The following is a 23,790-nucleotide window of genomic DNA, read 5'->3' on the forward strand; positions in this document are numbered from 1 at the left end:
CGGGTCCTCAGGTCTCGAGAGGCCGTGTCATGAACACCGCGCCTTCGCCATATGATTTCATTTTCACCGCGAGACTCGCCAGCGGCCGCGGCACAAAGCCGTGCTTCTGCCAGAAGGGCGCGGATTTATTGACCGCGATCAGCGACATGGACGGATAGTCCATGGCCCCCGCCGTCTCCGCGAGATGGCGGACAACACGGGCTCCATGGCCCTTGCCGTAAGCCGATTTCAACAGTGCCAGATCGTGCAGATAGTAAGTCCCGGGCCGCTCGGGAAGCGCGCCGAGCGTGGAATCGAGCGGCGGCGGATCGTCCGCATTCCAAGGATGGCTGAGGATATAGCCGACAAGCTCGCCCTCGCAGTCGAGCGCAAGGCAGCCCTGCGGATAGAGCGAAAGCCTGTCCTCGAAAACGGCCTTGTCCTCCTGATGCCAGGGATAGGCCTCCTCCTGGATCTCAAGAATTCTTGGAATATCCGCGGGATACATCTGCCGCCAATTGGTCACGACAAAGACCATGATGCCTCCTTCGGCCCTTCTCCTTGAGGTCCGAGCTTCTATCTTTAAACCGAATGCGCCCCGAAGACCTCCTTTGCCCCACACCGCAAGGTTTGTGCTGCCGCCCCGCAGGCGTGCATGTGGATCCGACGCGCCCGGTCGAACGGGCGCTGATCACCCATGGCCATTCCGACCATGCGCGCGCCGGACACGGCCATGTGATGGCGACACCCGAGACGCTTCGCATCATGGCCCTGCGCTATGGCGAGGATTTCGCCGGATCGGTGCAGGCCGTCGAATATGGCGAGGTCGTCACGCTGAAAGGCGGGGTGCAGGTCTCGTTTCATCCCGCCGGGCATGTGCTCGGCTCGGCGCAGATCCTGTTCGAATGGAAAGGCTTTCGCGCCGTCGTCTCGGGCGATTACAAGCGCGAGCGCGATCCGACCTGCGCGGCGTTTACGCCGGTGCCCTGCGATCTCTTCGTCACCGAGGCGACTTTCGGGCTTCCCGTCTTCCGCCATCCGAAAGCTTCGGACGAGATCGCAAAGCTTGTCTCCTCGGCTGAACTTTTCCCGGAACGCGCTCATCTCGTCGGCGCCTATTCGCTCGGCAAGGCGCAGCGCGTCATGGCGCTGCTCCGCGAAGCGGGTTGGGAGAAGCCGATCTATATTCACGGCGCGCTGCAGAAGATCACCGAGTTCTACAAGGAGGAGGGCGTGCCGCTCGGCGAGGTCGTTCACGTCGCATCCGACGAGCGCAGGAACCGCGGCGGCGACATCATCATCTGTCCGCCCTCGGCGCTGCAGGACATCTGGTCGCGCAAGTTTCCGGACCCGGTGAACGCGGTCGCTTCCGGCTGGATGCGTGTGCGCGCCCGCGCGCGGCAGCAGGGCGCGGAACTGCCGCTGGTGATTTCCGATCATGCCGATTGGGACGATCTCGGAAGAACGATCAAGGAAACCGGCGCATCTGATATCTGGGTGACGCACGGCGCCGAAGAAGCGCTTGTCTACTGGTGCGAACAGCAGGGTCTGAAGGCGAAACCGCTGCATCTTGTCGGCTATGGCGATGAAGAGGCGGAGGAGATTGCAGCCCCGGTGGACGGCGCATGAACCGCTTCGCCGCCCTTCTCGACCGCCTCGCCTATGAGCCGCGGCGCAACGCCAAGATCCGCCTGATGGCGGATTATTTCCGCGATACGCCCGACCCGGAGCGCGGCATGGCGCTGGCGGCTCTGACCGGGAAACTGAGCTTCCAGCACGCCAAACCGAACATCGTGCGCACGCTGATCGGCGACAAGACCGATCCCTATCTCTTCCAGCTGTCGCGCGATTATGTGGGCGATATGGCCGAAACGGTCGCTTTGATGTGGCCGGGCCGCGAGGGCGTCAATTATGTGCCGACGCTGACGGAGATCGTCGAGAGTCTGCACGAAGCGACAAAGCACGATCTTCCCAACCGTCTCGCGCATTGGCTCGACGCGCTGGACGAAACCGGGCGCTGGGCGCTGCTGAAACTCATTACCGGCTCGCTGCGCATCGGCGCTTCGGCGCGGCTGGCGAAAACCGCCGTCGCAAGCCTCGGCGAAGGTATCGAGCCGAACCACGTCGAACTCGTCTGGCCCGGCCTGAAGCCGCCTTATGAAGAATTGTTCGCCTGGGTCGAAGGCCGCGGGCCGAAGCCGGAGAATATGGATTCGGCGCCCTTCCGCCCGCCAATGCTCTCGACGGCGATCGAAGACACGGCCAATTGGCGAGAGACCCTGAACCCCGATGACTTCACCGCCGAATGGAAATGGGACGGCATTCGCGTCCAGGCCGTCGGCGGAACCGATGCCGACGGCAAGCATGTCGCACGGCTCTATTCGCGCACCGGCGAGGAAATATCCTCCGCCTTTCCCGACATCATCAACGCCATTTCATTCGACGGCGCGCTCGACGGCGAGCTTCTGATCGTGAAGGGCGGTGCCGTGCAGAGCTTCAACGTTTTGCAACAGCGCCTCAACCGCAAAACCATCACGCCGAAGCTCGTAAATGAATATCCGGCGCAGATTCGCGCCTACGATCTTCTCGTCGAGAAGGGCGAAGATCTTCGCCCCCTCACCTTCGATGAGCGCCGCGCGCGGCTCGAAGCATTCATTGCGCGGCTGAACTCAGAGAAGTTCACGTTGTCGCCGCAGATCGCGTTTTCAAGCTGGGACGATCTGACCGAAGCGCGCGCCGAACCCGCGCAGCATGGCGCCGATGTGGATGCGGACGCCGTCGAAGGCGTGATGGTGAAGAAGAAGAGTTCGGTCTATGTCCCCGGCCGCCCGAAGGGCGAATGGTTCAAGTGGAAACGCGATCCGTTCAATGTCGACGCCGTCTTGATGTATGCACAGCGCGGCTCGGGCAAGCGCTCATCCTTTTATTCGGACTATACGTTCGGCGTCTGGGCGCCGGGCGAGGACGGCGAGGAGCTGGTGCCGGTCGGCAAAGCCTATTTCGGTTTCACCGATGAGGAGCTGCTCGAACTCGATAAATTTGTCAGGAAGAACACGATCAACCGCTTCGGCCCGGTACGCGAGGTCACGCACGACCCCGATGAAGGTCTTGTGCTGGAAGTTGCGTTCGAAGGGCTCTCGCGTTCGACGCGCCACAAATCCGGCGTCGCCATGCGTTTCCCGCGCATTTCGCGCATCCGCTGGGACAAGCCGCCCCGCGAGGCCGACCGGATCGAACATCTCGAAGCTCTGCTCGGCTGAAAACTCATCACCCTTTCGTTGGTTGACACAAAACCACCACTCTGGAGTGATTATAAACTGCGTCCCACCCCTCCGCTCCGGAGACGAATTCATGCGAGTTTTCAAATTGTTGATCGCGACCGGCCTGATCGCCGCCGGCGCCACGGCCGTCCTCGCGCAGGATCTTGCTGCCGATCGCGAAGCCACGATGAAAAAGGTCGGCGGCGCCTTCGGAGCCGTGAACAAGATGAACCGCGGCCAGTCGCCCTATGACGGCGCTGCCGCCGCCGAGGCGTTCACTACGATCTCGACGAGCGCCAAGCATTTCGCGACGCTGTTCCCCGCCGACGGCAAAGCCGCCGGACGCTCGCTGCCGTCGATCTGGGAGAAGAAGGCGGATTTTGACGCGCGCGTCGAAAAACTCGCATCGAGTTCAGCTGCCGCCGCGACCGAAGCCGCAAAGGGCGAAGCCGAATTCAAGGCCGCGTTTGCGACCATCGGCCCGCAATGCGGCTCCTGCCACGAAACCTATCGCGGCGAGAAGCCGTAGGCGCCGGGCCGCAAGCGGACCCCAAAAGTCACGCGGCGCTTTTCAAATCCATCAAGCGCGCAGCGATCTCATAGCTTCGCTTGCGCTTGTCATGATCGAAGATCTGGGCCGTGAGGATCAACTCATCGGCCCGGGTCTTCGCGATGAACTCTTCCGTCTGCCGCTTGACGGTCTCGTAATTACCGACCGCCGTTGCCGACAGAACGGTCTGCAGCATCGCCTTCGCCCGGGGATCGAGATTTTCGCGATAGTTTTCGACCGGCGGCATCAAAAGGCCGGGATTTCCGGTGCGCAAAGCGACGAAAGCCTGATCGCGGCTCGACATCAGAAGATGCGCTTCCTCATCGCTTTCGGCGGCGAACATGTTGAAGCCGAGCATGACATAGGGCTTTTCAAGTTCAGCCGAGGGCTGGAAGCTTTCGCGGTAGAGCGCGATCGCCTCCATCATTTCCGCCGGCGCGAAATGCGAGGCGAAGGCGTAAGGCAGCCCGAGCGCCGCTGCGACCTGCGCACCGAACAGGCTTGAACCGAGAATATATATCGGCACGCGCGCACCATAGCCCGGCACCGCGCGCACGGGTTCGGCATGGCGGAAATACGCCATCAGCTCGATGACATCCTGCGGGAAGGCATTGGGATCAGATTTCAGATCGCGGCGCAGCGCCCGCGCCGTGAGAGGATCGGACCCCGGTGCGCGGCCGAGCCCGAGATCGATGCGGCCGGGATAGAGCGCATCGAGCGTTCCGAACTGTTCGGCGATCACCATGGGCGCATGGTTCGGCAGCATGATGCCGCCGGCGCCGACCCGGATTGTCGATGTGCCCTCGGCCACATAACCGATGGCAACGGCTGTCGCCGCCGAAGCGATGCCCGGCATGCCGTGATGTTCGGCCAGCCAGAAGCGCTTATAGCCGAGCCGCTCGGTATGGCGGGCAAGGTCGCGGCTGTTTCTGAGAGCGTCAGACGGGCCGGAGCCCTGGGTGACGGGGGCGAGATCGAGAACGGAGAACGGGATCATCCACCGCATGTAGGTAGCCCAATTGCCGCACTCAACGTTCGCGCCTTGCGTGCCGTGGCCTTTCGGTCATGCTGCTTTAGGGGCATGCGGGCGGCATGCGGGGCATGGCTAAGCGTATTTTCGATATCGCCATTATCGGCGGCGGGGTGAACGGCTGCGGCATTGCCCGCGATGCCGCCGGCCGCGGCTTTGCCGTTTATCTCTGCGAACAGAACGATCTGGCCTCCGGCACCTCCTCGGCCTCGACCAAACTGGTGCATGGCGGCCTGCGCTATCTCGAACAATACGAGTTCCGCCTGGTGCGCGAGGCGCTGCACGAGCGCGAGGTTCTCCTCAACATCGCGCCGCATATCGTCCGGCCTTTGCGCTTCATCCTTCCGCATCATGAAGGGCTTCGGCCGCGCTGGCTCCTGCGGCTCGGGCTTTTTCTCTACGACGCCCTCGGCGGGCGAAAGCGCCTGCCGCCTTCGCGCGCGATCGATCTCACGCGGTCGGTTGCAGGACGGCCGCTGAAGGACGTCTTTTCATCCGGCTTCGAATATTCCGATTGCTGGGTCGAGGATGCGCGGCTTGTCGTTCTGAACGCGGTCGACGCGAAAGCAAACGGCGCCAGCATCAATCCGCGCACCAAATGCGTCTCCGCCAAGCGCGACAAGGATTTGTGGCGCGTCGTCGTTGTCGGGCCGGACGGAAAGCGCCAGACGATCCATGCGCGCACGCTGGTTAATGCCGCGGGCCCATGGATTGGCGCCGTGCTGCACAAACAGATCAAGGCGAAAGCGGCCGCCCCTGTGCGGCTCGTCAAAGGCAGCCATATCGTCGTGCCGAAACTCTTCGGCCACGACCGCGCCTATATTTTTCAGAATGCCGACGGGCGCGTCGAATTCGCCATTCCCTTTGAAAAGCAGTTCACGCTGATCGGCACGACGGATCAGGATTTCCGCGGCGACCCGGCGGATGCGGCGGCTTCAAAAGCCGAGGTCGACTATCTCTGCCGCTCGGCGAGCGCCTATTTCGGCCAGCCGGTCAAACGCAAGGACGTGGTGTGGAGCTATTCGGGCGTGCGCCCGCTTTACGACGACGGCTCGAACAAGGCGCAGAACGCGACGCGCGATTATGTGCTGAAGCTCGAAGGCCAAAAGGGCGAAGCGCCGCTGCTCAATATTTTCGGCGGCAAGATCACGACCTATCGCCGGCTTGCCGAGGAGGCGATCGAAAAGCTCGAACCGCATCTTGGACGCACGCGCACCTGGACCTCACGGACGCCGCTGCCCGGCGGCAATTTCGCGCCCGGCCGCGCCCCACTCATGGCGCGTGACCTGAGAATGAGATTTCCGTTCCTGACGCCCTCGCTCGCCCACAGGCTGGTGAACAGCTACGGCACCCGCGCGCCGATGATTCTCGGCCACGCCCGGAGCATGCGTCATTTGGGGGAGAGTTTCGGGGCCGAGCTGACGGCCGCCGAGGTGCGGTATCTGACCGAGCAGGAATTTGCCGTCTCGAGCGAGGACATCCTGTGGCGCCGCTCGCGCCTTGGCCTTCATGTCACCAGCCGGGACAGGAAAGCCCTCGAGACCTATCTAAAGCGCCAGGCCTCGGCCCGGCCCGGCTCCCCGCCCAGCGACCGCTCACGGACTCGCCGGAGCAGCGCCAAAACGGGCGGCACAACTTAAAGGTGCTTTAAACGCACAAGAGCGGTCCTTACGGACCGCTCCGGGCTACCTTACTTAACTTGAACTCTCGTCCGGATTAGCGAGCGAACGCCGAGGCCGGAATGCCGAGAATCTTGAGGTCTTCCGAGGAAGGAACCCGATGATTGCGGGCGGCTTCACCAGCGCGCGAAGCAGCACCGGCATACTGGAAGAAGTGGAGGATGAAAGCGATCATGGTGTGTACCCCTTTTCTGTTGAAACGGAATATGCCGATTCCTTGCAGCTTGAGGTAGGGGCCTGGTATACCACCGGACATGCATCTACTGCATGACTGATGCAGCGAGCTATGCCATAGGTTAAAATCCGTTAATCAATTCAAACATAGCTCGGGGCATTTTCCGTCATCAGAAGGACACCGATCCGGCCTTCTGATTCGATCAGACTGCCCGTTCGACCCTCAGATCAGGTCCTTCAAAGCCGCCTCGATACGGGGCCTCGCCGAGGCCGGCGGGGGCAGAATGGGCAGCGGCGGCCGGGTTTTGGCGAGGCCCAGAATATCGGCGATCGCATACATGACCCGGAAGCTGCCGAACTCCCCGAACAGGGCCCAAAGCGGCTGGAATTGATCGTTCAGCCGCTTCGTCCCGGCGGCGTCTTTGGCCTGCGCCGCACGCGCCAGTCTCAAGGCCGGTACGGGAAGGAGCCCCGCAACCACGCTGTACCAGCAGTCCGCCCCCTGAAGCAGCGCCTCGGGCGAGCCCCAATCGCCGCTATAGCCGATGGCGAAATCCTTCGGCGTCTTCGCGCGGAGGCGCGCGATCTCGCCGGTAAAATCGCCGTCCGCGGGCAGCGGCATTTTGATCGCCGCGATGTTCGGCACCCCTGACAGCCGCGCGATCAGATCTTCGCTGAAGACGAATTTCGTCGTGCCGGGATTGTTGTAAATACAGAGCGGCAGCGAGGCCGCGGAGGCGACCGAGGAAAAGTGCTGAAAGACTTCTTCCTCCATCAGCGGCGTATAGGATACGGGCGCCAGAAGTAGCCCGTCCGCGCCGGCCTCCGCCGCATCCCGCGCCAGATGCTGCGCCTGATCGGTGCGCAGAACGCCGGCACCGACAATGATCGGCATGCGCCCGCCGACGCATTTTACCGCCGCAACAACGGCGCGCTTTCTCTCCTCGCGCGACAGGAACGCGTACGCACCGGTCGAGCCGAGAAGGCCGATGGAGTCCGCACCGCTCGCGACAATGCGTTCGAGCAGTGCGCACAGCGCATCGGTATCGACGCGCCCGTCATCATCTGCGGGCGTCAGGGGAAAAGCGGACAGGCCGTGAAACAGGCTCAAAGCAGCACCTCGCTTGAGGGCTTATGCCATGGAGCGAAAGGCGGCGACTAGTAGAGAGAGATTAGTAGAGAGAGGCGGGAGCCTGACCGGGCGCGGGTGTCGTCGCAACCGCCGGCGGCTGTGCCGGAACTGCAGCCGGGGCCGGAGCGGCGACCGGTGCGGGAGCTGCAACGGCCGAAGGAGAAGCTGTCGTCGGCGGCGCCAGCGGCTGCTGCGTCACCGGCAAATCAGGCTGAAATACAGGGACGGGCGAGGGACCGGCAGTAGCACCGCCATGCGCATCGGCAATCGCCTGTGTGACGATCTCCTGCACACCCTTGTCGGCGAGGAAGGTGTCGTGGCGCAAAAACCCGCCCATGCCCGACGCATCGACGACGCGAAGACCCAGCTTTTCGAGAACTGCCGTCTCGGTGCGGCCGACGCGCTTTGCGCCGGTGAGACCTGCGGACACGGCGAGAGCGCGGTCGTCCTTGGCGCTGATCACCGTCATATTGCGGTGCATACCGCCGAGGCGGCGGACGGAGGCCGAGAAGCTGTCGACATCGATATCCGGCGCAGCGAAGACGATGGCGCCGAAGCGGCTCATATTGCCCTTCTTGCTGCTCTGCAGCTGACGCAGCGATTCGACCGTCAGCATGGCGCCCATGCTGTGCGCAACGATATGCACGCGCCCGACCGTCGGATCGGACAGAAGTGCGTCGAGCATGTCTTCCAGCGCGTCGCGCGACCATAGGGCGCTTTCGCGATCGGCAACATAATCGAAGACGCTGTCGCGCGACGGCCAGCTGAACAACACGGTGTCACCGCGGAATTTCAGCGCATCGGAGAGGCGCGCCGCATCGAGCGCCGCGCGTTCGAAATTCGCGTTGAAGCCGTGAACATAAAGCAGCACATCGCGCGTGCCGCCGGCATTGTCGGCAAGGTCCGAGGCCGAGATCGGCTCGACCTGCGTAATCGTCCAGCTGCCCGAGCTGGAGGCGAGCGAAAAACGCCCGGCATTGTAGGGCGAGGCGAGCCTGACCCGGACCATGCTGGCATCGGCGCGCTCGGCGCCGAACCAGGGCGTTTTCGCGCCCGCGGATTTCCGCGTCGTGACGGCGGTAAGCTCGCCGGTTTCGGCAATGTCGGACGGATACGTCTTCGCCGCCGAGGAGGCTCCACCCGTGCCCTGGCAGCCGCCAAGAAGGACGGCCGCAAACAGAAGCGCGGAAAGACGGGAAACCGGGACAGAGAGCATAAAACGCGGACCTGGCCCCGGATGCGGAGCCAGCCTCAGAACGAGAGAAGTCGGATGGGAATTTTGTGCCAGCCAATCAAGGCGATGACAGGGCCAAAACGTTAAAAAGGCCCGTCTCGCGGACCGGACGGCGACAGGATATGAATTTGCTCGAGGGAGCTAACCGCGTGCCGCTCATCCGGCTTTTCATTTCCGACGTCGACGGCACATTGGTCCGCCATGACAAAAGCCTCACGGATGCGACCGTGGCCGCCTTCGGACGCCTGCGGGCGGCGGGGATAAAATCCACCCTGATCAGCGCCCGGCCGCCAAGCGGAATCCTGCATCTTGCCGAGGCGCTGGCCATCGACGGCCCACTCGGCGCGTTCAACGGCGGCACGCTGGTACGGCGCGACGGCACTGTGTCGGATGTTGAACGGCTCGATCCGGATCTGGTGGCGAAACTGCTGGCGGTCATGACCCGGCCCGGTATCGATATCTGGCTGTTCTCGGGCGGTCTCTGGTATGCGCGCACGGATGATAATCCGCACACTCCCCGCGAAATCCTCTCCGCCGGCGTGAAGCCGACGCTCCGCCCCATCGCGGAGATGCCGGTGCGCGCGGTCGACAAGATCGTCGGCGTCAGCGATGACGCGGCACTTCTCATTGAGGTCGAAGCGGACGCCAAAGCCGCGGCCGGCGGCCGCGCCACCATCGCCCGCTCGCAGGCTTACTTTCTCGATGTCACCGCGGTGAAGGCGAACAAAGGCGACGGCGTCACCGCCCTCGCCCGCGTCTGTGGCGTGCCGCTCGATGAGGTCGCGGTCATCGGCGATCAGGCGAACGATCTGCCGATGTTCGCCAAAGCCGGGGTGTCGATCGCCATGGGACAGGCGCCGGACGCGGTGAAGGCCGCCGCCGATGCCGTCACGGCGTCGAACGATGAGGATGGAGTGGCCGTGGCCATCGACCGGATTCTGGGCGGCGGGCTGGAACGCAAAGGGCCCGGCTTTTGACCGGGCCCTTCTAAATTCAAGACACTTCTGCGCGGGATCACTCCCAGCTCAGCGCGCCGCCGTTCTGATATTCGATCACGCGCGTCTCGAAGAAGTTCTTTTCCTTCTTGAGGTCCATGACTTCGCTCATCCACGGGAACGGGTTTTCCGTTTCCGGGAAGACCGGCGCAAGGCCGATCTGCGCGCAGCGCCGATTGGCGATGAAGTGCATATACTGCTCGCAGAGCTGGGCGTTGAGGCCCAGGAACCCGCGCGGCATCGTATCGCGACCGTAGGCGGCTTCGAGTTCCGCCGCCGTGCGGATCATGTCGCGCACTTCTTCCTGGAACGCCTTCGTCCACAGATGCGGGTTTTCGATCTTGATCTGGTTGATCACGTCGATGCCGAAGTTCAGATGGATGCTCTCGTCGCGCAGGATGTACTGATACTGCTCGGCGATGCCGACCATCTTGTTGCGGCGGCCGAGCGACAGGATCTGCGCAAAGCCCGTGTAGAACCACATGCCTTCGAACACGACATAGAACGCCACGAGATCGCGCAGGAACTGCTGATCGTTCTCGGTGGTGCCGGTCTTGAACTCCGGATTGTCGAGAGCCTGCGTGTGCTTCAGCGCCCAGGCCGCCTTGTCGGTGATCGAGGGCACTTCGCGGTACATGTTGAAGAGCTCGCCCTCATCGAGGCCGAGCGATTCGACGATGTACTGGAAGGTGTGCGTATGCACCGCCTCCTCGAACGCCTGACGCAAGAGATACTGGCGGCATTCCGGGTTCGTCAGATGGCGGTAGATCGCCAGCACGATGTTGTTCGCGACCAGAGATTCGGAGGCCGCGAAGAAACCGAGATTGCGCTTGATCGCCAGACGCTCGTCTTCGGTGAGACCGTCGCGCGACTTCCACAGCGCGATATCGGCCTGCATCGACACTTCGGTCGGCATCCAGTGATTGTTGCAGCCCGAGAGATATTTCTCCCACGCCCATTTATATTTGAGCGGCAAAAGCTGGTTCACGTCGGCACGGCAATTGATCATCGCCTTGTCGTCGACGGACACGCGTCCGCCGCCGCGATCGATCTCGCCGAGACCGGTCGCGTCTCCGGCCGGCTCATTCTTCGCACCGAAAGCCGGATGCAGCGTCTTCGCCGGGTCGTCTTTCTTCGGCGTGGTTTCGGACCAATCAAGCATACAAATCTCTCCTCAAAACTTTTCCGCGCCGAGACTTACTGGCAGGCTTCGCATTCGGGGTTGTCGATCGAGCAGGCCTTGCCGACTTCGATGAACTCGGCCGCCGGAGCCGCCGTGACCGCGCTTGCGGAAACGGCGTTGAGCTTGCCGTCGGTGCCCTTCAGCGTCGACTTCTCGACATGCGTTGCCGAGCGCGAGCGCAGATAATAGGTCGTTTTGAGACCGAGCTTCCACGCAAGACGATACAGGCTGTCGAGCTTTTTGCCGTTCGGGTTGGCGATGTAGATGTTCAGCGACTGCGACTGATCGATCCATTTCTGGCGGCGGGACGCCGCCTTGATCAGCCAGGTCGAGTCGATTTCGAAGGCCGTCGCATAGATCTTTTTCAGATCGTCCGGCACGCGGTCGATCGAGCCGACCGAGCCGTCGAAATATTTGAGATCCGACACCATCACTTCGTCCCACAGGCCGCGGGCCTTCAGATCGCGAACGAGATGCTCGTTCACGACGGTGAAGTCGCCGGACATGTTCGATTTGACGAACAGGTTCTGGTAGGCGGGCTCGATCGACTGCGCGACGCCGCAGATATTGGAGATCGTCGCCGTCGGCGCGATCGCCATCGTGTTGGAGTTGCGCATGCCGGCGCTCTTCACGCGGGCACGGAGCTTGTCCCAATCCAGACGCGTCGAACGGTCCATCTCGACTTTATGGCCGCGCGCGGCATCGACGATCTTGATCGAGTCGATCGGCAGAATGCCCTTCGACCAGAGCGAGCCTTCGAAGCTCGGATAACGGCCGCGCTCTTCGGCGAGATCGGCCGAGGCCGCGATCGCATGGTAGGAAATCGCTTCCATGCTCTCATCGGCGAAGTCCACCGCCGCATCGGACGCATAGGGAAGGCGCATGATGTTCAGCGCATCCTGGAAGCCCATCAGGCCGAGACCGACCGGACGGTGCTTCATGTTGGAATTCTTGGCTTCCGGGATCGTGTAGAAGTTCACGTCGATCACGTTGTCCAGCATGCGCATGGCGGTCTTCACCGTGCGCTCGATCTGCGCGTGGTCGAGCTTGCCGCCGCGGATGTGGTTGGCAAGATTGACCGAGCCGAGATTGCAGACCGCGACTTCCTTATCGGAGGTGTTGAGCGTGATCTCGGTGCACAGGTTCGAGGAGTGCACGACGCCGATATGCTGCTGCGGCGAGCGCAGATTGCACGGATCCTTGAACGTGATCCACGGATGGCCGGTTTCGAACAGCATGGTCAGCATGCGGCGCCACAGATCGGTCGCGCGCACCTGCTTGAACACGTGCATCTCGCCCTTCTTGGCCTTCTCTTCATAGAAGGCGTAGCGCTCGGCGAAAGCCTTGCCCATCAGATCGTGCAGATCCGGCGTCTCGTCCGGCGAGAACAGGGTCCACTGGCCGTCTTCCTCGACGCGCTGCATGAACAGATCCGGCACCCAATTGGCCGTGTTCATATCGTGCGTGCGGCGGCGGTCATCGCCGGTGTTCTTGCGGAGATCGAAGAACTCTTCGATGTCGATGTGCCAGGTTTCGAGATAGGCGCAGACCGCGCCCTTGCGCTTGCCGCCCTGGTTCACCGCGATCGCCGTGTCGTTGGCGACTTTGAGGAACGGCACGACGCCCTGCGATTCGCCGTTGGTGCCCTTGATGTGAGCGCCGAGGCCGCGCACGCGCGTCCAGTCATTGCCGAGGCCGCCGGAATATTTGGCGAGCAGCGCATTGTCCTTGATCGACTTGAAGATGCCGTCGAGATCGTCCGGAACCGTGGTCAGGAAGCAGGACGAGAGCTGCGAGCGCGGCGTGCCGGCATTGAACAGCGTCGGCGTCGAGCACATGAAGTCGAAGGAGGAGATGAGATTGTAGAACTCGATCGCCTTGCCTTCGCGGTCGGTCTCACGCAGGGCAAGGCCCATTGCGACACGCATGAAGAACGCCTGCGGCAGCTCGAAGCGCACATTGTTCGAGTGCAGGAAGTAGCGGTCATACAGAGTCTGCAGGCCGAGGAACTGGAACAGCAGATCGCGTTCCGGCTTCAGCGCGCGGGCAAGCTTCGGCAGATCGAATTTCAGAAGTTCGCCGTCGAGCAGGTCGAGTTGCACGCCACGGCGGACATAGGCTTCGAAATAAGGAGCGTAACCCGTGGTGATCTCGGCCTGGGTCGCCTGCGTTTCCTTGCCGGCGATGAAGGTCAGTGCTTCGCGGCGCAGAAGATCGAGAAGAAGGCGGGCGGAGACGAACGCATAGTTCGGCTCCTGCTCGACGAGCGTGCGGGCCGCCATGATCGGCGCCTGCGAAAGTTCGTCCTGCGTGATGCCGTCATAAAGATTGCGCATCGTCTCGGTGAGAACCGGCTCGGCCGAGGCGCCGTCGAGACCGGCGACGGCTTCGTCGATCAGTGTCGCGAGACGCTTTTCGTCGAGCGGCTTCGGTGTGCCGTCCGTGCCGCGCACTTTCAGCTTCGGACGCGATTCTTCCTCGGCGCGCTTGGCGGCGTCCTCGCGGCGGGCGCGGGCGCGCTCTTCACGATAGAGAACGTAGGCGCGGGCAACCTTGTGGTGCTCGCTGCGCATCAGCGCCAGTTCGACCTGGTCCTGAATGTCTTCGATATGGAAGGTGCGGTCGCCGCGGCGGGTCAGCGCCTGGAAGGCCTGGCCGGAGACCTCCTCGACCATTTCATGGACGCGCCGGGAGGCTGCGGCCGTATTGCCCTCGACTGCAAGGAACGCCTTGGTGACGGCGACCTGAATCTTGCTGAGATCGAACGGCGACACCGTGCCGTTGCGACGGATGACCTGATAGCCCGGCTCGGCACTCTGCCGTTCCTCCGGAGCGGGGGACCCCGCCGGTACAACGCCTGAACGCTCCGTCTCGACTGCAGCAAGTGACATCGGCCAAACCCATTCAATGTTGCGGGTGGCGGCGTCGAAGAACGCTGCCCGACCCGCTCCTCAAGAGCAATGGCGTGCCTCGCGTCCCGTTCCCGTCCCCACCCAGGGAGCTGAGCACGGTATCTGAGTCGCCCGACCTGGAAACGGCCTCAGAACCGCAAATTTTTGTTTTCCCCACATTCGCCCGGAAAACCATACCAGTCGGGGGAAACACGCTGATTACTACAACATATAGTATTTAACGAGGCGTGAATCGAGGGGTGCATCTAAGCACGGATGGGTGTTCTCCCGGCCCTGTGAACTGTGGGCATAGCGGGGACGGAGGGGGCTTTTCCGCCCCTTTTTCCCCCCCCCTCCCGGGAGGGATTTTTAACTCGCCCCGGATCATATGGCCCGGGAGACACAATCCATGGACCGGCCGGGCTCAACGCCTTCGAATCTTCGTCTCGGAGAGCTTTTGGGGGCGCTCAGCCACGCGCTCGACCTCACCGAGGGACAGCCGGAGGGCCATTGCGTCCGCTGCTGCTGGATCGGCACCAATATCGGCCGCGAGCTTGGTCTCTCCGAGCGTCAGCTCGGCGAGCTCTATTATGTATTGCTGCTGAAAGATCTCGGCTGTTCGAGCAATGCAGCACGCATCTGCCAGCTCTATCTGACCGACGACCGCAGCTTCAAACGCGGCTTCAAGGAAATCGACAGCAGCCTGCCGCAGGTTCTGCGCTTCGTCCTCGCACATACAGGCTCCAAAGCCGGACCGCTGGAGCGGCTGCGCGGCGTCATCAACATTCTGCAGAATGGCGGTACATATGCGCGCGAGCTGATCGAGACGCGCTGCCAGCGCGGCGCCGACATCGCACGCCGCATGCGTTTTTCCGAAGCCGTCGCGCAAGGCATCCAATCGCTCGATGAGCATTGGGATGGCGGCGGACATGCCGAAGGCCTGAGCGGCCGGGCGATTCCGCTTTATGCGCGCATCGCCCTTCTGTCGCAGGTTGCCGACATCGTTCACTCCTCCTCCGGCCGCGATGCGGCGCGCGCGGAAATAAAGGAACGCGCCGGCTCCTGGTTCGATCCCGATATCGCGGCGGAGTTCGAGCAGGTCGCGCAAAGGCCGGAATTCTGGGAAATTCTCGAAGCCGACAATCTCGACGCGGAAATTTTGCGCCTTGAGCCCGCCAATCAGACCGAAGCGCTCGACGACGACTATCTCGACGACATCGCGGCAGCCTTCGCCCAGGTGATCGACTCCAAAAGTCCCTACACCGGCGGGCACAGCGAACGCGTCGCGCTGTTCACCGATCTCATCGCCGAAGAAATGCAGATCGAAGAAGCGCGGCGGCGCTGGCTTAAGCGCACCGCGCTGCTGCACGATATCGGCAAGCTCGGCGTCTCCAGCGCCGTCCTCGACAAAGCCGGCAAGCTCGATGAGAGCGAATGGCGCGAGATGAAAAATCACGCCGCTTTGTCCGAAGTCATTCTCGCCCGTATCGCCGCCTTCGCAGATCTTGCCCGCATCGCCGGCGCCCATCATGAGCGGCTCGACGGCCGGGGCTATCCGCGCGGACTGTCGGGCGATGCTATCTGTCTTGAGACCCGCATCATCACGACGGCAGACATCTTCGATGCGCTGACCGCCGAGCGCCCCTATCGCGCGGCACTGCCGATCTCGAAAGCGCTGTCGATCATGGAAGCCGATATCGGAACCGCGATAGACGGCGCCTGTTTCGAGGCCCTGAAGCGCGCTCTGGCCCGCCTCCCGGCGCAGGAACCGGTACAGATCAGCGCCTGATTCGAAGCCTCACTATATTGATATTACTACAGAAAACCGACATTCTTAGTTATCATATAAAGATATCTGCATATGCTGATTGACTCATAAGATACTTGCAGGCATGTTCCGGCCCGGTCCACCGGAGCATTAAAATGTCCATCGCCACCTCAGCCCTCGGATTTCCGCGCATCGGTCCGCGCCGTGAGCTGAAATCCGCTCTCGAATCCACATGGTCCGGCAAGACGGACAGCGCAGCGCTGCTCGCTGCCGCAAAAGACATCCGTGCCGCAAACTGGCTGCGTCAGAAAAAGCTCGGGCTATCGATCATCGCGTCGAACGATTTCTCGCTCTACGACCAGGTACTCGACACATCCGTCATGACCGGGGCGGTGCCGGCAATCTATGGCTGGAAGGGCGGCGATGTTCCGCTCGATGTCTATTTCGCCATGGCGCGCGGCGCCGAAGGCATCTCAACCGTCTGCGAGCACGGCCACGTCCACGCGGATTCTCATACCGTGGGCGGCGTCCCGGCGATGGAGATGACGAAGTGGTTCGACACCAATTATCACTACATCGTTCCGGAGTTCACCGCGGACCAGCGCTTCAGCCTGTCCTCGTCGAAGCCGGTCGATGAGTTTCTCGAGGCGAAGGCGCTCGGCGTGCATACGCGCCCGGTTCTTGTCGGCCCCGTCACCTTCCTGAAGCTCGGCAAGGCCAAAACGGGCGATTTCGATACGCTGTCGCTGCTGACGCGCCTTCTGCCGGTCTATGCGGAAATTCTGCAAAAGCTTCATGAAGCGGGCGCGGACTGGGTGCAGATCGATGAGCCGGTCATGGTGCTCGATCTGTCCGACACCGAACGCGCAGCTCTGAAAGCCGCCTATGCGGAGCTGGTGAAAGCCGCGCCTGCCTTAAAGATTCTCGTCGCGACCTATTTCGGCGCGCTCGACGATAATCTCGACACTGCCGTCGCGCTGCCTGTTGCGGGCCTTCATATCGATCTCAAGCGCGGATCGAGCCAGATCGATGCCGTGCTGAAGAAGGCTCCAAAAGAGCTTGTACTCTCGCTCGGCGTCATCGACGGCCGCAATGTGTGGCGCGCCCATCTCGACGCCGTCCTCGACAGGATCGAGCCGGTTGTCAAAGCGCGCGGTGAAGACAGAGTGATCATCTCGACCTCGTGCTCGCTTCTCCACACGCCTATCGACCTCGAACAGGAAACGCGCCTCGATTTCGATGTGAAGTCGTGGCTCGCTTTCGCCGTCCAGAAGATCGAGGAGCTGAACGTCCTGTCCCGCGCCCTATCGCACGGCAAGAAGGATGTTGCCTCGGCGCTGGAAGCGTCTTCGCGCGCCGCTGCCACGCGGCGCACCTCGCCGCTCATTCACGATCCGAAAGTGCAAGCGCGCCTGTCTTCGCTGACGCCGGCCATGACCAAGCGTGCGCCCTTCTCGCTCCGCCGCGAAGCGCAGCGTCAGGCCTTCCATCTGCCGGCCTTCCCGACAACGACGATCGGCTCCTTCCCGCAAACCTCCGACGTGCGCAAAGCGCGCTCGGCCAATGCCAAAGGCGAGATCACCGCAGCACAATATGACGAGTTCCTGAAATCGGCGACGAAAGACGCGATCCGCTGGCAGGAAGAGATCGGCCTCGATGTGCTTGTGCATGGCGAGTTCGAGCGCAACGACATGGTGCAGTATTTCGGCGAGCAGCTCTCGGGCTACGCCTTCACCCAGCACGGCTGGGTGCAGAGCTTCGGCTCGCGCTATGTGCGCCCGCCGATCATTTTCGGCGATGTCTCGCGTCCGAAACCCATGACGGTCTCTTGGTCGTCCTATGCGCAATCGCTGACATCGAGGCCGATGAAGGGCATGCTCACCGGCCCGGTGACTATGCTGTTCTGGTCGTTTGTGCGCGACGACATTCCGCGTTCGGAAACCTGCCGTCAGATCGCGCTGGCGATCCGCGACGAGGTGAACGATCTCGAAGCCGCCGGCATTACGATGATCCAGATCGACGAAGCGGCGTTCCGCGAAGGCCTGCCGCTGAAAAAATCCGGCTGGAAGGATTATCTCGACTGGGCGGTCGAATGCTTCCGCCTGACCTCGTCCGGCGTGAAGCCGACGACGCAGATCCACACCCATATGTGCTATTCGGAATTCAACGACATCATCGCCGCGATCGGCGCCATGGACGCGGATGTCATTTCCATCGAGACCTCGCGCTCGCAGATGGAATTACTCGACGCGTTCAAGAGCTACAAATATCCGAACGAGATCGGCCCCGGCGTCTACGACATTCATTCGCCGCGCGTGCCGGCGACCGAGGAAATGTCGGCGCTGCTCAATCTTGCGAGCACGCGTCTTGCGCCCGATCAGCTCTGGGTCAATCCGGATTGCGGATTGAAAACGCGCGGCTGGGCGGAGGTGAAACCCGCCCTCGTCAATATGGTGGAAGCCGCCAAGAAGCTGCGCGAGACGGTCTGAACGGGCAAAACCCGAAAAACAAAAAGCCCCGCACTGCGCGGGGCTTTTTTTATATTATGCGGCCCAGTTCAGGCGGCTTTTCGCGAGCGGCCTCTGCCGCGCTGAGCGCTGCGGACCGGTGCTCTACGCTTCGGCTGCTCGTCGGGCAGGATGCCCGAAACCGCGCGCTTGGCGGCGCCCGAGCCGAAAATCATCGTGCCGATGAGGAAGCCGACACCGGCGGCGGCGACCACGGCCATCATCGCATTGTTCTCGACCTTGTCTTCGACGGCCTTGTAGGCCTTGCCGCCCTCGGTCTTGGCGACGCTAGCCGCACGTCCGGTGATCGAGGATGCCGAGGACAGAATGCTGTCGAGCTGGCTGGTGAGATCGGCGAGCGCCGGGCCGAGAGCCGCCGACATATCGGCGGCCTTTTCGCTCACGGCTTCCTGCGCCGTATGAGCACCGCGCGCCGCACCCTTGCCGGCGGCCGTTGCGCCGTCGCCCAGAAGGCCGGCGAGGGCTGCAAGCCCGGTCTGAATATCGTCGATCCGCGCTTGCAGATCGGACGGGCGTGAACCCCACAAAGCCATGACGCGTCTCCCGAGATGATTCCCCGGACAAACGCTCGGGGCCGCGGGAAGGTTGCGCCTATTTCTTGGTCTTCTTCGGCGCGGGCTTGGCCACAGGCGGCGGTCCGGCCGGCTTGAGGTTCTGCGGTGTCGGCGCGTCCTTCAGCTTTTCGCCTTCGGCCTGCAGCAGTTTGCCGAGTTCGAGAGCGCTTGCCGGCGGAAGGCGGAAGGCGAGTTCCGTGTCACGGCCCTGATCGAAGACGATGGCAACGGCCGGGCCCGCCGGCGGCTGCAGTGTGCCGACGACGGCCGTGCGAACATCGAGCGGAACGACCTCACCCCATTCGCCGGGCGCATTGGCAGGGATCGACGACGGACGCGGCGTCGACATCGCGGCGCGGCGCGTCTCAGCCGCGATGCGGGTGATGGCCGAGAGCGGCAGTTCGACCTCGACTTCGCGGCCGGCCGAATCCTTGCCGAAAATGGAGAAGGACTTGTCCTGCGCCCGAAGCTTGGTCGCGGTGACATTCGTCAGTTTGGCTTTCGGCATGGTCCCGTCCCGGAAGAGATGTTCGGCCCGCTCAATACAGGGTTTGCGGGGACTTCACCACCACTTCCCTCTTATTGGACCGAGGCGTCGAAGGCGGTCCGCGCCTTCTGGATTTCGCCCTGGTTTTCGAGCGCCCAGGCGCTGAGCGCCGACACCGTGCCGAGCAGAGAGCGCCCGAGCTCGGTCAGCTCGTAGTCCACCCGCGGCGGGGTCGAGGGGGTGACCGTCCTCGTGATCAGCCCGTCGCGCTCGAGCCCTCTCAAAGAGAGAGTGAGCATGCGCTGGGAAACCCCGTTCACCATCCGCTTCAGCTCGTTAAAGCGGCGCGGCCCATCCCCGAGCATGGTGATGATGAGCACGCTCCATTTATCTCCGACCCTTCCGAGAACCTCACTGACGGCTCGGCAGTTCTCTGAAAGGTGAGGCTGACGCGGTTTCATCTGTGTGCCTTCTTGCGTGGTCTGGTCAGTATCATAAATTGCGCTAGGCACAAATAGTGACTGGAGACCTGTTATGGCAAGACTGTCCATCGGCGTGATCGTCGGCTCGGCCCGCAAAGGCTCGATCAATCAGAAACTGGCCGAGGCGCTGATGAAACTCGGCGGCCCCGAGGTCGACTTCAAGCAGTTGAAGATCGAGGATCTTCCTCTGTTCAATCAAGACCTTGAAGAGCCGGTGCCGGCTCCGGTCGAGCGCTTCCGCAAGGAGATCCGCGCCTCGGATGGCCTGCTGTTCATCACGCCCGAATATAACCGCTCGACGACCCCGCTCCTCCTGAACGCGATCTCCTGGGGCTCGCGCCCCTATGCGCAGAGCTCGTTTGCCGGAAAGCCGGGCGCGATCGCCGGCACATCGGGCGGCATCATCCGCACCGCGGCGGCGCAGGCGCATCTGCGCGATATTCTCGGCGTTGTCGGCGTCCACCTGACGATCCAGCCGGAAGCCTATGTCCACTGGACCGATGAACTCGTGGCGGAAGACGGCTCGATCCCGAGCGAGCAGCAGCGCGAGCTTCTGAAGAGGAAGGTCGACAGTGTTGTTGCCTGGGTCGGCCAGGTTTCCGGATCGGCTGCGAAGAAAGCGGCGTAAACTTTCAGGGACAGTCAAATAGCCGAACTCGGGAACACCCGAGTTCGGTCGCGCTAATGCGCCTCGTCCCAGTTCTGCGCGGCGCGGGCATCGACCTTCAGCGGCACGTCGAGATGCACCGCCGGTTCCGCCGCCTTTTCCATCACGCGGCAGATGAGCGGGATAGTCTTGTCGACTTCCTCATCGGGCACTTCAAAGACAAGTTCGTCATGCACCTGCAGCAGCATCTGCGCCGATAGCTTTTCGGATAAAAGCGCATCTTCCATGCGGATCATAGCGCGGCGGATGATATCGGCCGCCGTGCCCTGGATCGGCGCATTGATCGCCGCGCGCTCGAGGAAGCCTCGTTCGGCCGGCGAACGCGCTTCGTTCAGCGGGTAATGACATTTGCGCCCGAAAAGCGTCGTGACATAGCCGACGCTTTTCGCCTGCTCGCGCATACGGTCCATGTAATCGCGGATGCCGGGGAAGCGCTCGAAATATTTCTTGATATAGGCGCCCGCCTCATCGCGCGGGATCGACAGCTGATTGGCGAGGCCGAAGGCCGAGATGCCGTAGATGATGCCGAAATTGATGGCCTTGGCGCGGCGACGCACATCGGCCGGCATGCCTTCGACCGGAACGCCGAACATCTCCGACGCCGTCATGGCATGAATATCGAGACCGTCGGCAAAGGCTTTCTTGAGCTGCGGGATATCGGCCATATGGGCCAGCACACGCAGTTCGATCTGGGAATAGTCGGCCGAAATGAGTTTCCGCCCCGGCGGCGCGATAAAGGCCTTGCGGATCTTGCGGCCTTCTTCGGTGCGGATCGGAATGTTCTGAATGTTCGGCTCGGACGAGGACAGTCGTCCCGTCGAGGTCGAAGCCAACGAGAAACTCGTATGGACGCGTTTCGTCTCCGGGTTCACATAGCCCGGCAGCGCATCGCTATAGGTCGATTTGAGCTTGGACAGCTGACGCCAATCCAAAATCTTGCGCGGTAGTTCATGTCCCTCAAGCGCAAGATCTTCGAGCACGCTCGCGCCCGTCGCCCAGGCGCCCGTCTTGGTTTTCGACGCGCCCTCGAAACCGAGCTTGCCGAACAGGATATCGCCGAGCTGTTTGGGCGAGCCGAGATTGAAGCGCTCGCCGGCGAGCGTGAAGATTTCTTCTTCGAGCGCGCCCATGCTCTGCGCGAAATCGCCGGAGAGGCGCGACAGCATATTCCGGTCGATGGAAATGCCGCGCTCTTCCATGCGCATCAGCACGGGCAGCAAAGGACGCTCCAGCGTCTCGTAAACGCCGATCATGCCTTCCGCGACGATGCGCGCCTTGAAGACGCGCCAGAGCCGGAAGGTGATATCGGCATCTTCCGCCGAATAGTCCGAAGCTTTGTCGATCTCGACTTCGGCGAAACTGATGCGGCCCTTGCCGGTGCCGGTGACGTCGTTGTAGGCGATGCAGGTATGGCTTAGCCATTTCTGCGCCAACTCGTCCATGCCGTGCCCGCCGCGGCCTGAATCGAGCGCGTAAGACAGCAGCATCGTATCGTCGATCGGCTTCACATCCACGCCGAGCCGCGACAGGACGAGCGCATCATATTTGCCGTTCTGCGCGATCTTCAGCACGCCCGGATCTTCCAGAAGCGGCTTCAGCTTTTTCAGCACGAGATCGAGCTTCAGCTGATCGGGCGCGAGCCCGCCGCCGAACATATCGGCCTTGCCGCTGACATGGCCGATCGGAATGTAAGCTGCGAGCCCCGGATCGACGGCAAGCGAGATGCCAACGAGTTCCGCCTGCATGGCGTCGAGGCTGGTCGTCTCGGTGTCGAAGGCAAAACGGCCTTTGTCCCGGATCGCCGTGATCCATTGATCAAGACGCTCTTCGGTGCGGATCGTGTCGTAATGATCCTTCGCGCAGGGAGCCGAGCGCGCTTCTGCTATCAGCTTTTCCGCGAGCGCCGCAGGCGTGAAATCTCCGGCTGAGGTCGAGCCTCGCCCCGCTTGCGGGGAGAGGTCGGCAGACGGCGAAGCGGTCGCCGGGTGAGAGGGAGTTTCTTGCCCCTCACCCCGACCCTCTCCCCGCTCGCGGGGAGAAGGAGTTTCTGCATTTTCCGTATAGCGGCCTGATCCCGGCTTCAGGCGGCTATCGGCTTCGATCTCGTTCGCGTCGATGTCGAACGCGTCGGCAACGCGTTTGGTGATGGTCGTGAATTCCATCGCCTTCAAAAACGCGATGAGTTTTTTCGGATCGAAGTCCGGCACCTGCAATTGCGGCAGCTGGAACTCGGTTTCGACATTGCAGTCGAGCGTCACGAGCTTTTTCGACAGCCGCGCCTGATCGGCGTAGGTCTCGAGACTCTCGCGGCGTTTGGGCTGTTTGATCTCACTCGTGCGCGCCAGAAGATTCTCGAGCGTGCCGAACTCCGCCATCAGCTGCGAGGCCGTCTTGATGCCGATGCCGGGAACGCCCGGCACATTGTCGGATGTGTCGCCGACCAAAGCCTGCACATCCGTCACGCCTTCCGGCGGCACGCCGAAATAATCGATAACGCCCTGGATATCGATCTTGCGCTCTGGCCTGTAACCGGGGCTGCCTTTGCGACCGGATTCGAAATCGTAGAAGTTCACGTTCGGCGTCACGATCTGCATCAGATCCTTGTCGGACGAGATGATCAGAACTTCGGCGCCGGCTTTGCCGGCCTGGCCGGCAAAGGTCGCGATGATGTCGTCGGCTTCAAAGCCTGCTTTCTCGATCGGCTCGAGCCCGAACGCTTTGACCGCTTCGCGCATCAGCGGGAATTGCGGAATGAGATCGTCCGGCGGATCTTTCCGGTTGGCCTTGTAGTCCGGATAAATTTCCTTGCGGAACGTGTCTTCGCTTTTGTCGAAGACGATGGCGAGATGGCTCGGCCGGATGCCGACCGCGCCCTCGCGCACGAATTGATAGAGCTTGGTGCAGAACAGCCGCACCGCCCCCGTCGGCAATCCGTCGGAGCGGTAATTGTACTTCGCGTCCTGATTCATGGACTGGAAGTAGGCGCGGAAAACAAAGGAAGAGCCGTCGACCAGAAAGACGTGGTCGCCGGGCTTGATGGGCTGTTCGGTCATGGGCGCCAATATGGAGATCGGAATTTCATCTGTCATGCCACGACGCCCGACCCGAACCAACTTTACCGCGGCAGGGAGCGACTTTTGGCGCGATTCCAAAGGATAAGGTACTTTTACGCGAGTTGAGCGTTATTGGCAGATCAG

At 62.2% G+C, this 23,790-nt stretch carries 19 protein-coding genes; 8 read left to right on the forward strand and 11 right to left on the reverse strand.

Annotated elements, in window-relative coordinates:
* Positions 1-7 precede the first annotated feature (7 nt).
* On the reverse strand, positions 8-517 hold the full coding sequence (locus IZ6_RS15390) for a GNAT family N-acetyltransferase (protein WP_222875906.1): 510 nt from the start codon (positions 515-517) through the stop codon (positions 8-10).
* Between the two features lie 53 nt (positions 518-570).
* Between IZ6_RS15390 and IZ6_RS15395 the strand changes: the two genes are divergently transcribed.
* The 3 genes from IZ6_RS15395 to IZ6_RS15405 all read left to right on the forward strand — a co-directional run bounded on the left by IZ6_RS15395 (position 571) and on the right by IZ6_RS15405 (position 3,768).
* Positions 571-1,608 carry a ligase-associated DNA damage response exonuclease gene (locus IZ6_RS15395; protein ID WP_222875907.1) on the forward strand — a complete coding sequence of 346 codons (1,038 nt, stop codon included), beginning with the start codon at positions 571-573 and terminating at the stop codon, positions 1,606-1,608.
* The gene (locus IZ6_RS15400; RefSeq protein ID WP_222875908.1) at positions 1,605-3,239 is read left to right on the forward strand and encodes a cisplatin damage response ATP-dependent DNA ligase; all 1,635 of its coding nucleotides are present in this window, start codon (positions 1,605-1,607) and stop codon (positions 3,237-3,239) included. Before IZ6_RS15395 ends, IZ6_RS15400 begins: the two co-directional genes overlap by 4 nt.
* A 91-nt stretch (positions 3,240-3,330) precedes the next feature.
* The gene (locus tag IZ6_RS15405) at positions 3,331-3,768 is read left to right on the forward strand and encodes a c-type cytochrome (RefSeq protein WP_222875909.1); all 438 of its coding nucleotides are present in this window, start codon (positions 3,331-3,333) and stop codon (positions 3,766-3,768) included.
* Positions 3,769-3,796: 28 nt separating this feature from the next.
* On the opposite strand, the gene IZ6_RS15410 is transcribed toward IZ6_RS15405, so the two are convergent.
* Positions 3,797-4,786 (reverse strand): LLM class flavin-dependent oxidoreductase, encoded by a 990-nt coding sequence (locus tag IZ6_RS15410; protein ID WP_222877664.1) that lies wholly within the window; start codon positions 4,784-4,786, stop codon positions 3,797-3,799.
* A 104-nt stretch (positions 4,787-4,890) separates the two neighbouring features.
* Between IZ6_RS15410 and glpD the strand changes: the two genes are divergently transcribed.
* Entirely contained in the window at positions 4,891-6,459 is a 1,569-nt protein-coding gene (gene glpD, locus IZ6_RS15415) for a glycerol-3-phosphate dehydrogenase (protein ID WP_222875910.1), read from the forward strand.
* A gap of 76 nt (positions 6,460-6,535) precedes the next feature.
* On the opposite strand, the gene IZ6_RS15420 is transcribed toward glpD, so the two are convergent.
* The 3 genes from IZ6_RS15420 to IZ6_RS15430 form a co-directional block, all read right to left on the reverse strand.
* Positions 6,536-6,673 carry a hypothetical protein gene (locus IZ6_RS15420; RefSeq protein ID WP_222875911.1) on the reverse strand — a complete coding sequence of 46 codons (138 nt, stop codon included), beginning with the start codon at positions 6,671-6,673 and terminating at the stop codon, positions 6,536-6,538.
* Between the two features lie 222 nt (positions 6,674-6,895).
* Positions 6,896-7,783, reverse strand: coding sequence for a dihydrodipicolinate synthase family protein (locus tag IZ6_RS15425; RefSeq protein WP_222875912.1), 888 nt, complete (start codon positions 7,781-7,783; stop codon positions 6,896-6,898).
* A gap of 61 nt (positions 7,784-7,844) precedes the next feature.
* Entirely contained in the window at positions 7,845-9,020 is a 1,176-nt protein-coding gene (locus IZ6_RS15430; RefSeq protein WP_222875913.1) for an alpha/beta hydrolase, read from the reverse strand.
* A gap of 140 nt (positions 9,021-9,160) precedes the next feature.
* Between IZ6_RS15430 and IZ6_RS15435 the strand changes: the two genes are divergently transcribed.
* Complete coding sequence (locus IZ6_RS15435) at positions 9,161-10,015, forward strand: Cof-type HAD-IIB family hydrolase (protein ID WP_222875914.1); 855 nt, start codon at positions 9,161-9,163, stop codon at positions 10,013-10,015.
* Between the two features lie 37 nt (positions 10,016-10,052).
* Here the strand turns inward: IZ6_RS15435 and IZ6_RS15440 are convergent, their stop codons facing one another.
* Together IZ6_RS15440 and IZ6_RS15445 are read right to left on the reverse strand one after the other, a co-directional pair.
* Positions 10,053-11,195 carry a ribonucleotide-diphosphate reductase subunit beta gene (locus IZ6_RS15440; protein ID WP_222875915.1) on the reverse strand — a complete coding sequence of 381 codons (1,143 nt, stop codon included), beginning with the start codon at positions 11,193-11,195 and terminating at the stop codon, positions 10,053-10,055.
* Positions 11,196-11,230: 35 nt separating this feature from the next.
* Entirely contained in the window at positions 11,231-14,107 is a 2,877-nt protein-coding gene (locus IZ6_RS15445) for a ribonucleoside-diphosphate reductase subunit alpha (protein WP_222875916.1), read from the reverse strand.
* 409 nt (positions 14,108-14,516) lie between these two features.
* Here IZ6_RS15445 and IZ6_RS15450 point away from each other — a divergent pair, with 409 nt between their 5' ends.
* The gene (locus IZ6_RS15450; RefSeq protein WP_222875917.1) at positions 14,517-15,896 is read left to right on the forward strand and encodes an HD-GYP domain-containing protein; all 1,380 of its coding nucleotides are present in this window, start codon (positions 14,517-14,519) and stop codon (positions 15,894-15,896) included.
* Between the two features lie 134 nt (positions 15,897-16,030).
* Positions 16,031-18,364 carry a 5-methyltetrahydropteroyltriglutamate--homocysteine S-methyltransferase gene (gene metE, locus IZ6_RS15455; RefSeq protein ID WP_222875918.1) on the forward strand — a complete coding sequence of 778 codons (2,334 nt, stop codon included), beginning with the start codon at positions 16,031-16,033 and terminating at the stop codon, positions 18,362-18,364.
* Between the two features lie 68 nt (positions 18,365-18,432).
* Here the strand turns inward: metE and IZ6_RS15460 are convergent, their stop codons facing one another.
* From IZ6_RS15460 to IZ6_RS15470, 3 genes are all read right to left on the reverse strand, one after another.
* Positions 18,433-18,936, reverse strand: coding sequence for a hypothetical protein (locus IZ6_RS15460; protein WP_222875919.1), 504 nt, complete (start codon positions 18,934-18,936; stop codon positions 18,433-18,435).
* Positions 18,937-18,994: 58 nt separating this feature from the next.
* Positions 18,995-19,465, reverse strand: a complete 471-nt coding sequence (locus tag IZ6_RS15465) for a hypothetical protein (protein WP_222875920.1) — start codon at positions 19,463-19,465, stop codon at positions 18,995-18,997.
* Between the two features lie 71 nt (positions 19,466-19,536).
* On the reverse strand, positions 19,537-19,905 hold the full coding sequence (locus tag IZ6_RS15470) for a winged helix-turn-helix transcriptional regulator (protein WP_222875921.1): 369 nt from the start codon (positions 19,903-19,905) through the stop codon (positions 19,537-19,539).
* A gap of 73 nt (positions 19,906-19,978) precedes the next feature.
* On the opposite strand from IZ6_RS15470, the gene IZ6_RS15475 reads away from it, so the two are divergent.
* Positions 19,979-20,554, forward strand: a complete 576-nt coding sequence (locus IZ6_RS15475) for an NADPH-dependent FMN reductase (protein ID WP_222875922.1) — start codon at positions 19,979-19,981, stop codon at positions 20,552-20,554.
* 53 nt (positions 20,555-20,607) lie between these two features.
* Here the strand turns inward: IZ6_RS15475 and polA are convergent, their stop codons facing one another.
* Entirely contained in the window at positions 20,608-23,682 is a 3,075-nt protein-coding gene (polA, locus tag IZ6_RS15480; RefSeq protein ID WP_222875923.1) for a DNA polymerase I, read from the reverse strand.
* Positions 23,683-23,790 lie beyond the last annotated feature (108 nt).

The sequence above is a fragment of the Terrihabitans soli genome, from assembly GCF_014191545.1.
Lineage (GTDB): Bacteria > Pseudomonadota > Alphaproteobacteria > Rhizobiales > Methylopilaceae > Flaviflagellibacter > Flaviflagellibacter soli.

Coding starts and splice junctions, on each gene's coding strand:
- IZ6_RS15390 (WP_222875906.1), bottom strand. CDS start 517: ATGGTCTTTGTCGTGACCAATTGGCGGCAGATGTATCCCGCGGATATT.
- IZ6_RS15395 (WP_222875907.1), top strand. CDS start 571: ATGCGCCCCGAAGACCTCCTTTGCCCCACACCGCAAGGTTTGTGCTGC.
- IZ6_RS15400 (WP_222875908.1), top strand. CDS start 1,605: ATGAACCGCTTCGCCGCCCTTCTCGACCGCCTCGCCTATGAGCCGCGG.
- IZ6_RS15405 (WP_222875909.1), top strand. CDS start 3,331: ATGCGAGTTTTCAAATTGTTGATCGCGACCGGCCTGATCGCCGCCGGC.
- IZ6_RS15410 (WP_222877664.1), bottom strand. CDS start 4,786: ATGATCCCGTTCTCCGTTCTCGATCTCGCCCCCGTCACCCAGGGCTCC.
- glpD (WP_222875910.1), top strand. CDS start 4,891: ATGGCTAAGCGTATTTTCGATATCGCCATTATCGGCGGCGGGGTGAAC.
- IZ6_RS15420 (WP_222875911.1), bottom strand. CDS start 6,673: ATGATCGCTTTCATCCTCCACTTCTTCCAGTATGCCGGTGCTGCTTCG.
- IZ6_RS15430 (WP_222875913.1), bottom strand. CDS start 9,020: ATGCTCTCTGTCCCGGTTTCCCGTCTTTCCGCGCTTCTGTTTGCGGCC.
- IZ6_RS15435 (WP_222875914.1), top strand. CDS start 9,161: ATGAATTTGCTCGAGGGAGCTAACCGCGTGCCGCTCATCCGGCTTTTC.
- IZ6_RS15440 (WP_222875915.1), bottom strand. CDS start 11,195: ATGCTTGATTGGTCCGAAACCACGCCGAAGAAAGACGACCCGGCGAAG.
- IZ6_RS15445 (WP_222875916.1), bottom strand. CDS start 14,107: ATGTCACTTGCTGCAGTCGAGACGGAGCGTTCAGGCGTTGTACCGGCG.
- IZ6_RS15450 (WP_222875917.1), top strand. CDS start 14,517: ATGGACCGGCCGGGCTCAACGCCTTCGAATCTTCGTCTCGGAGAGCTT.
- metE (WP_222875918.1), top strand. CDS start 16,031: ATGTCCATCGCCACCTCAGCCCTCGGATTTCCGCGCATCGGTCCGCGC.
- IZ6_RS15460 (WP_222875919.1), bottom strand. CDS start 18,936: ATGGCTTTGTGGGGTTCACGCCCGTCCGATCTGCAAGCGCGGATCGAC.
- IZ6_RS15465 (WP_222875920.1), bottom strand. CDS start 19,465: ATGCCGAAAGCCAAACTGACGAATGTCACCGCGACCAAGCTTCGGGCG.
- IZ6_RS15470 (WP_222875921.1), bottom strand. CDS start 19,905: ATGAAACCGCGTCAGCCTCACCTTTCAGAGAACTGCCGAGCCGTCAGT.
- IZ6_RS15475 (WP_222875922.1), top strand. CDS start 19,979: ATGGCAAGACTGTCCATCGGCGTGATCGTCGGCTCGGCCCGCAAAGGC.
- polA (WP_222875923.1), bottom strand. CDS start 23,682: ATGACAGATGAAATTCCGATCTCCATATTGGCGCCCATGACCGAACAG.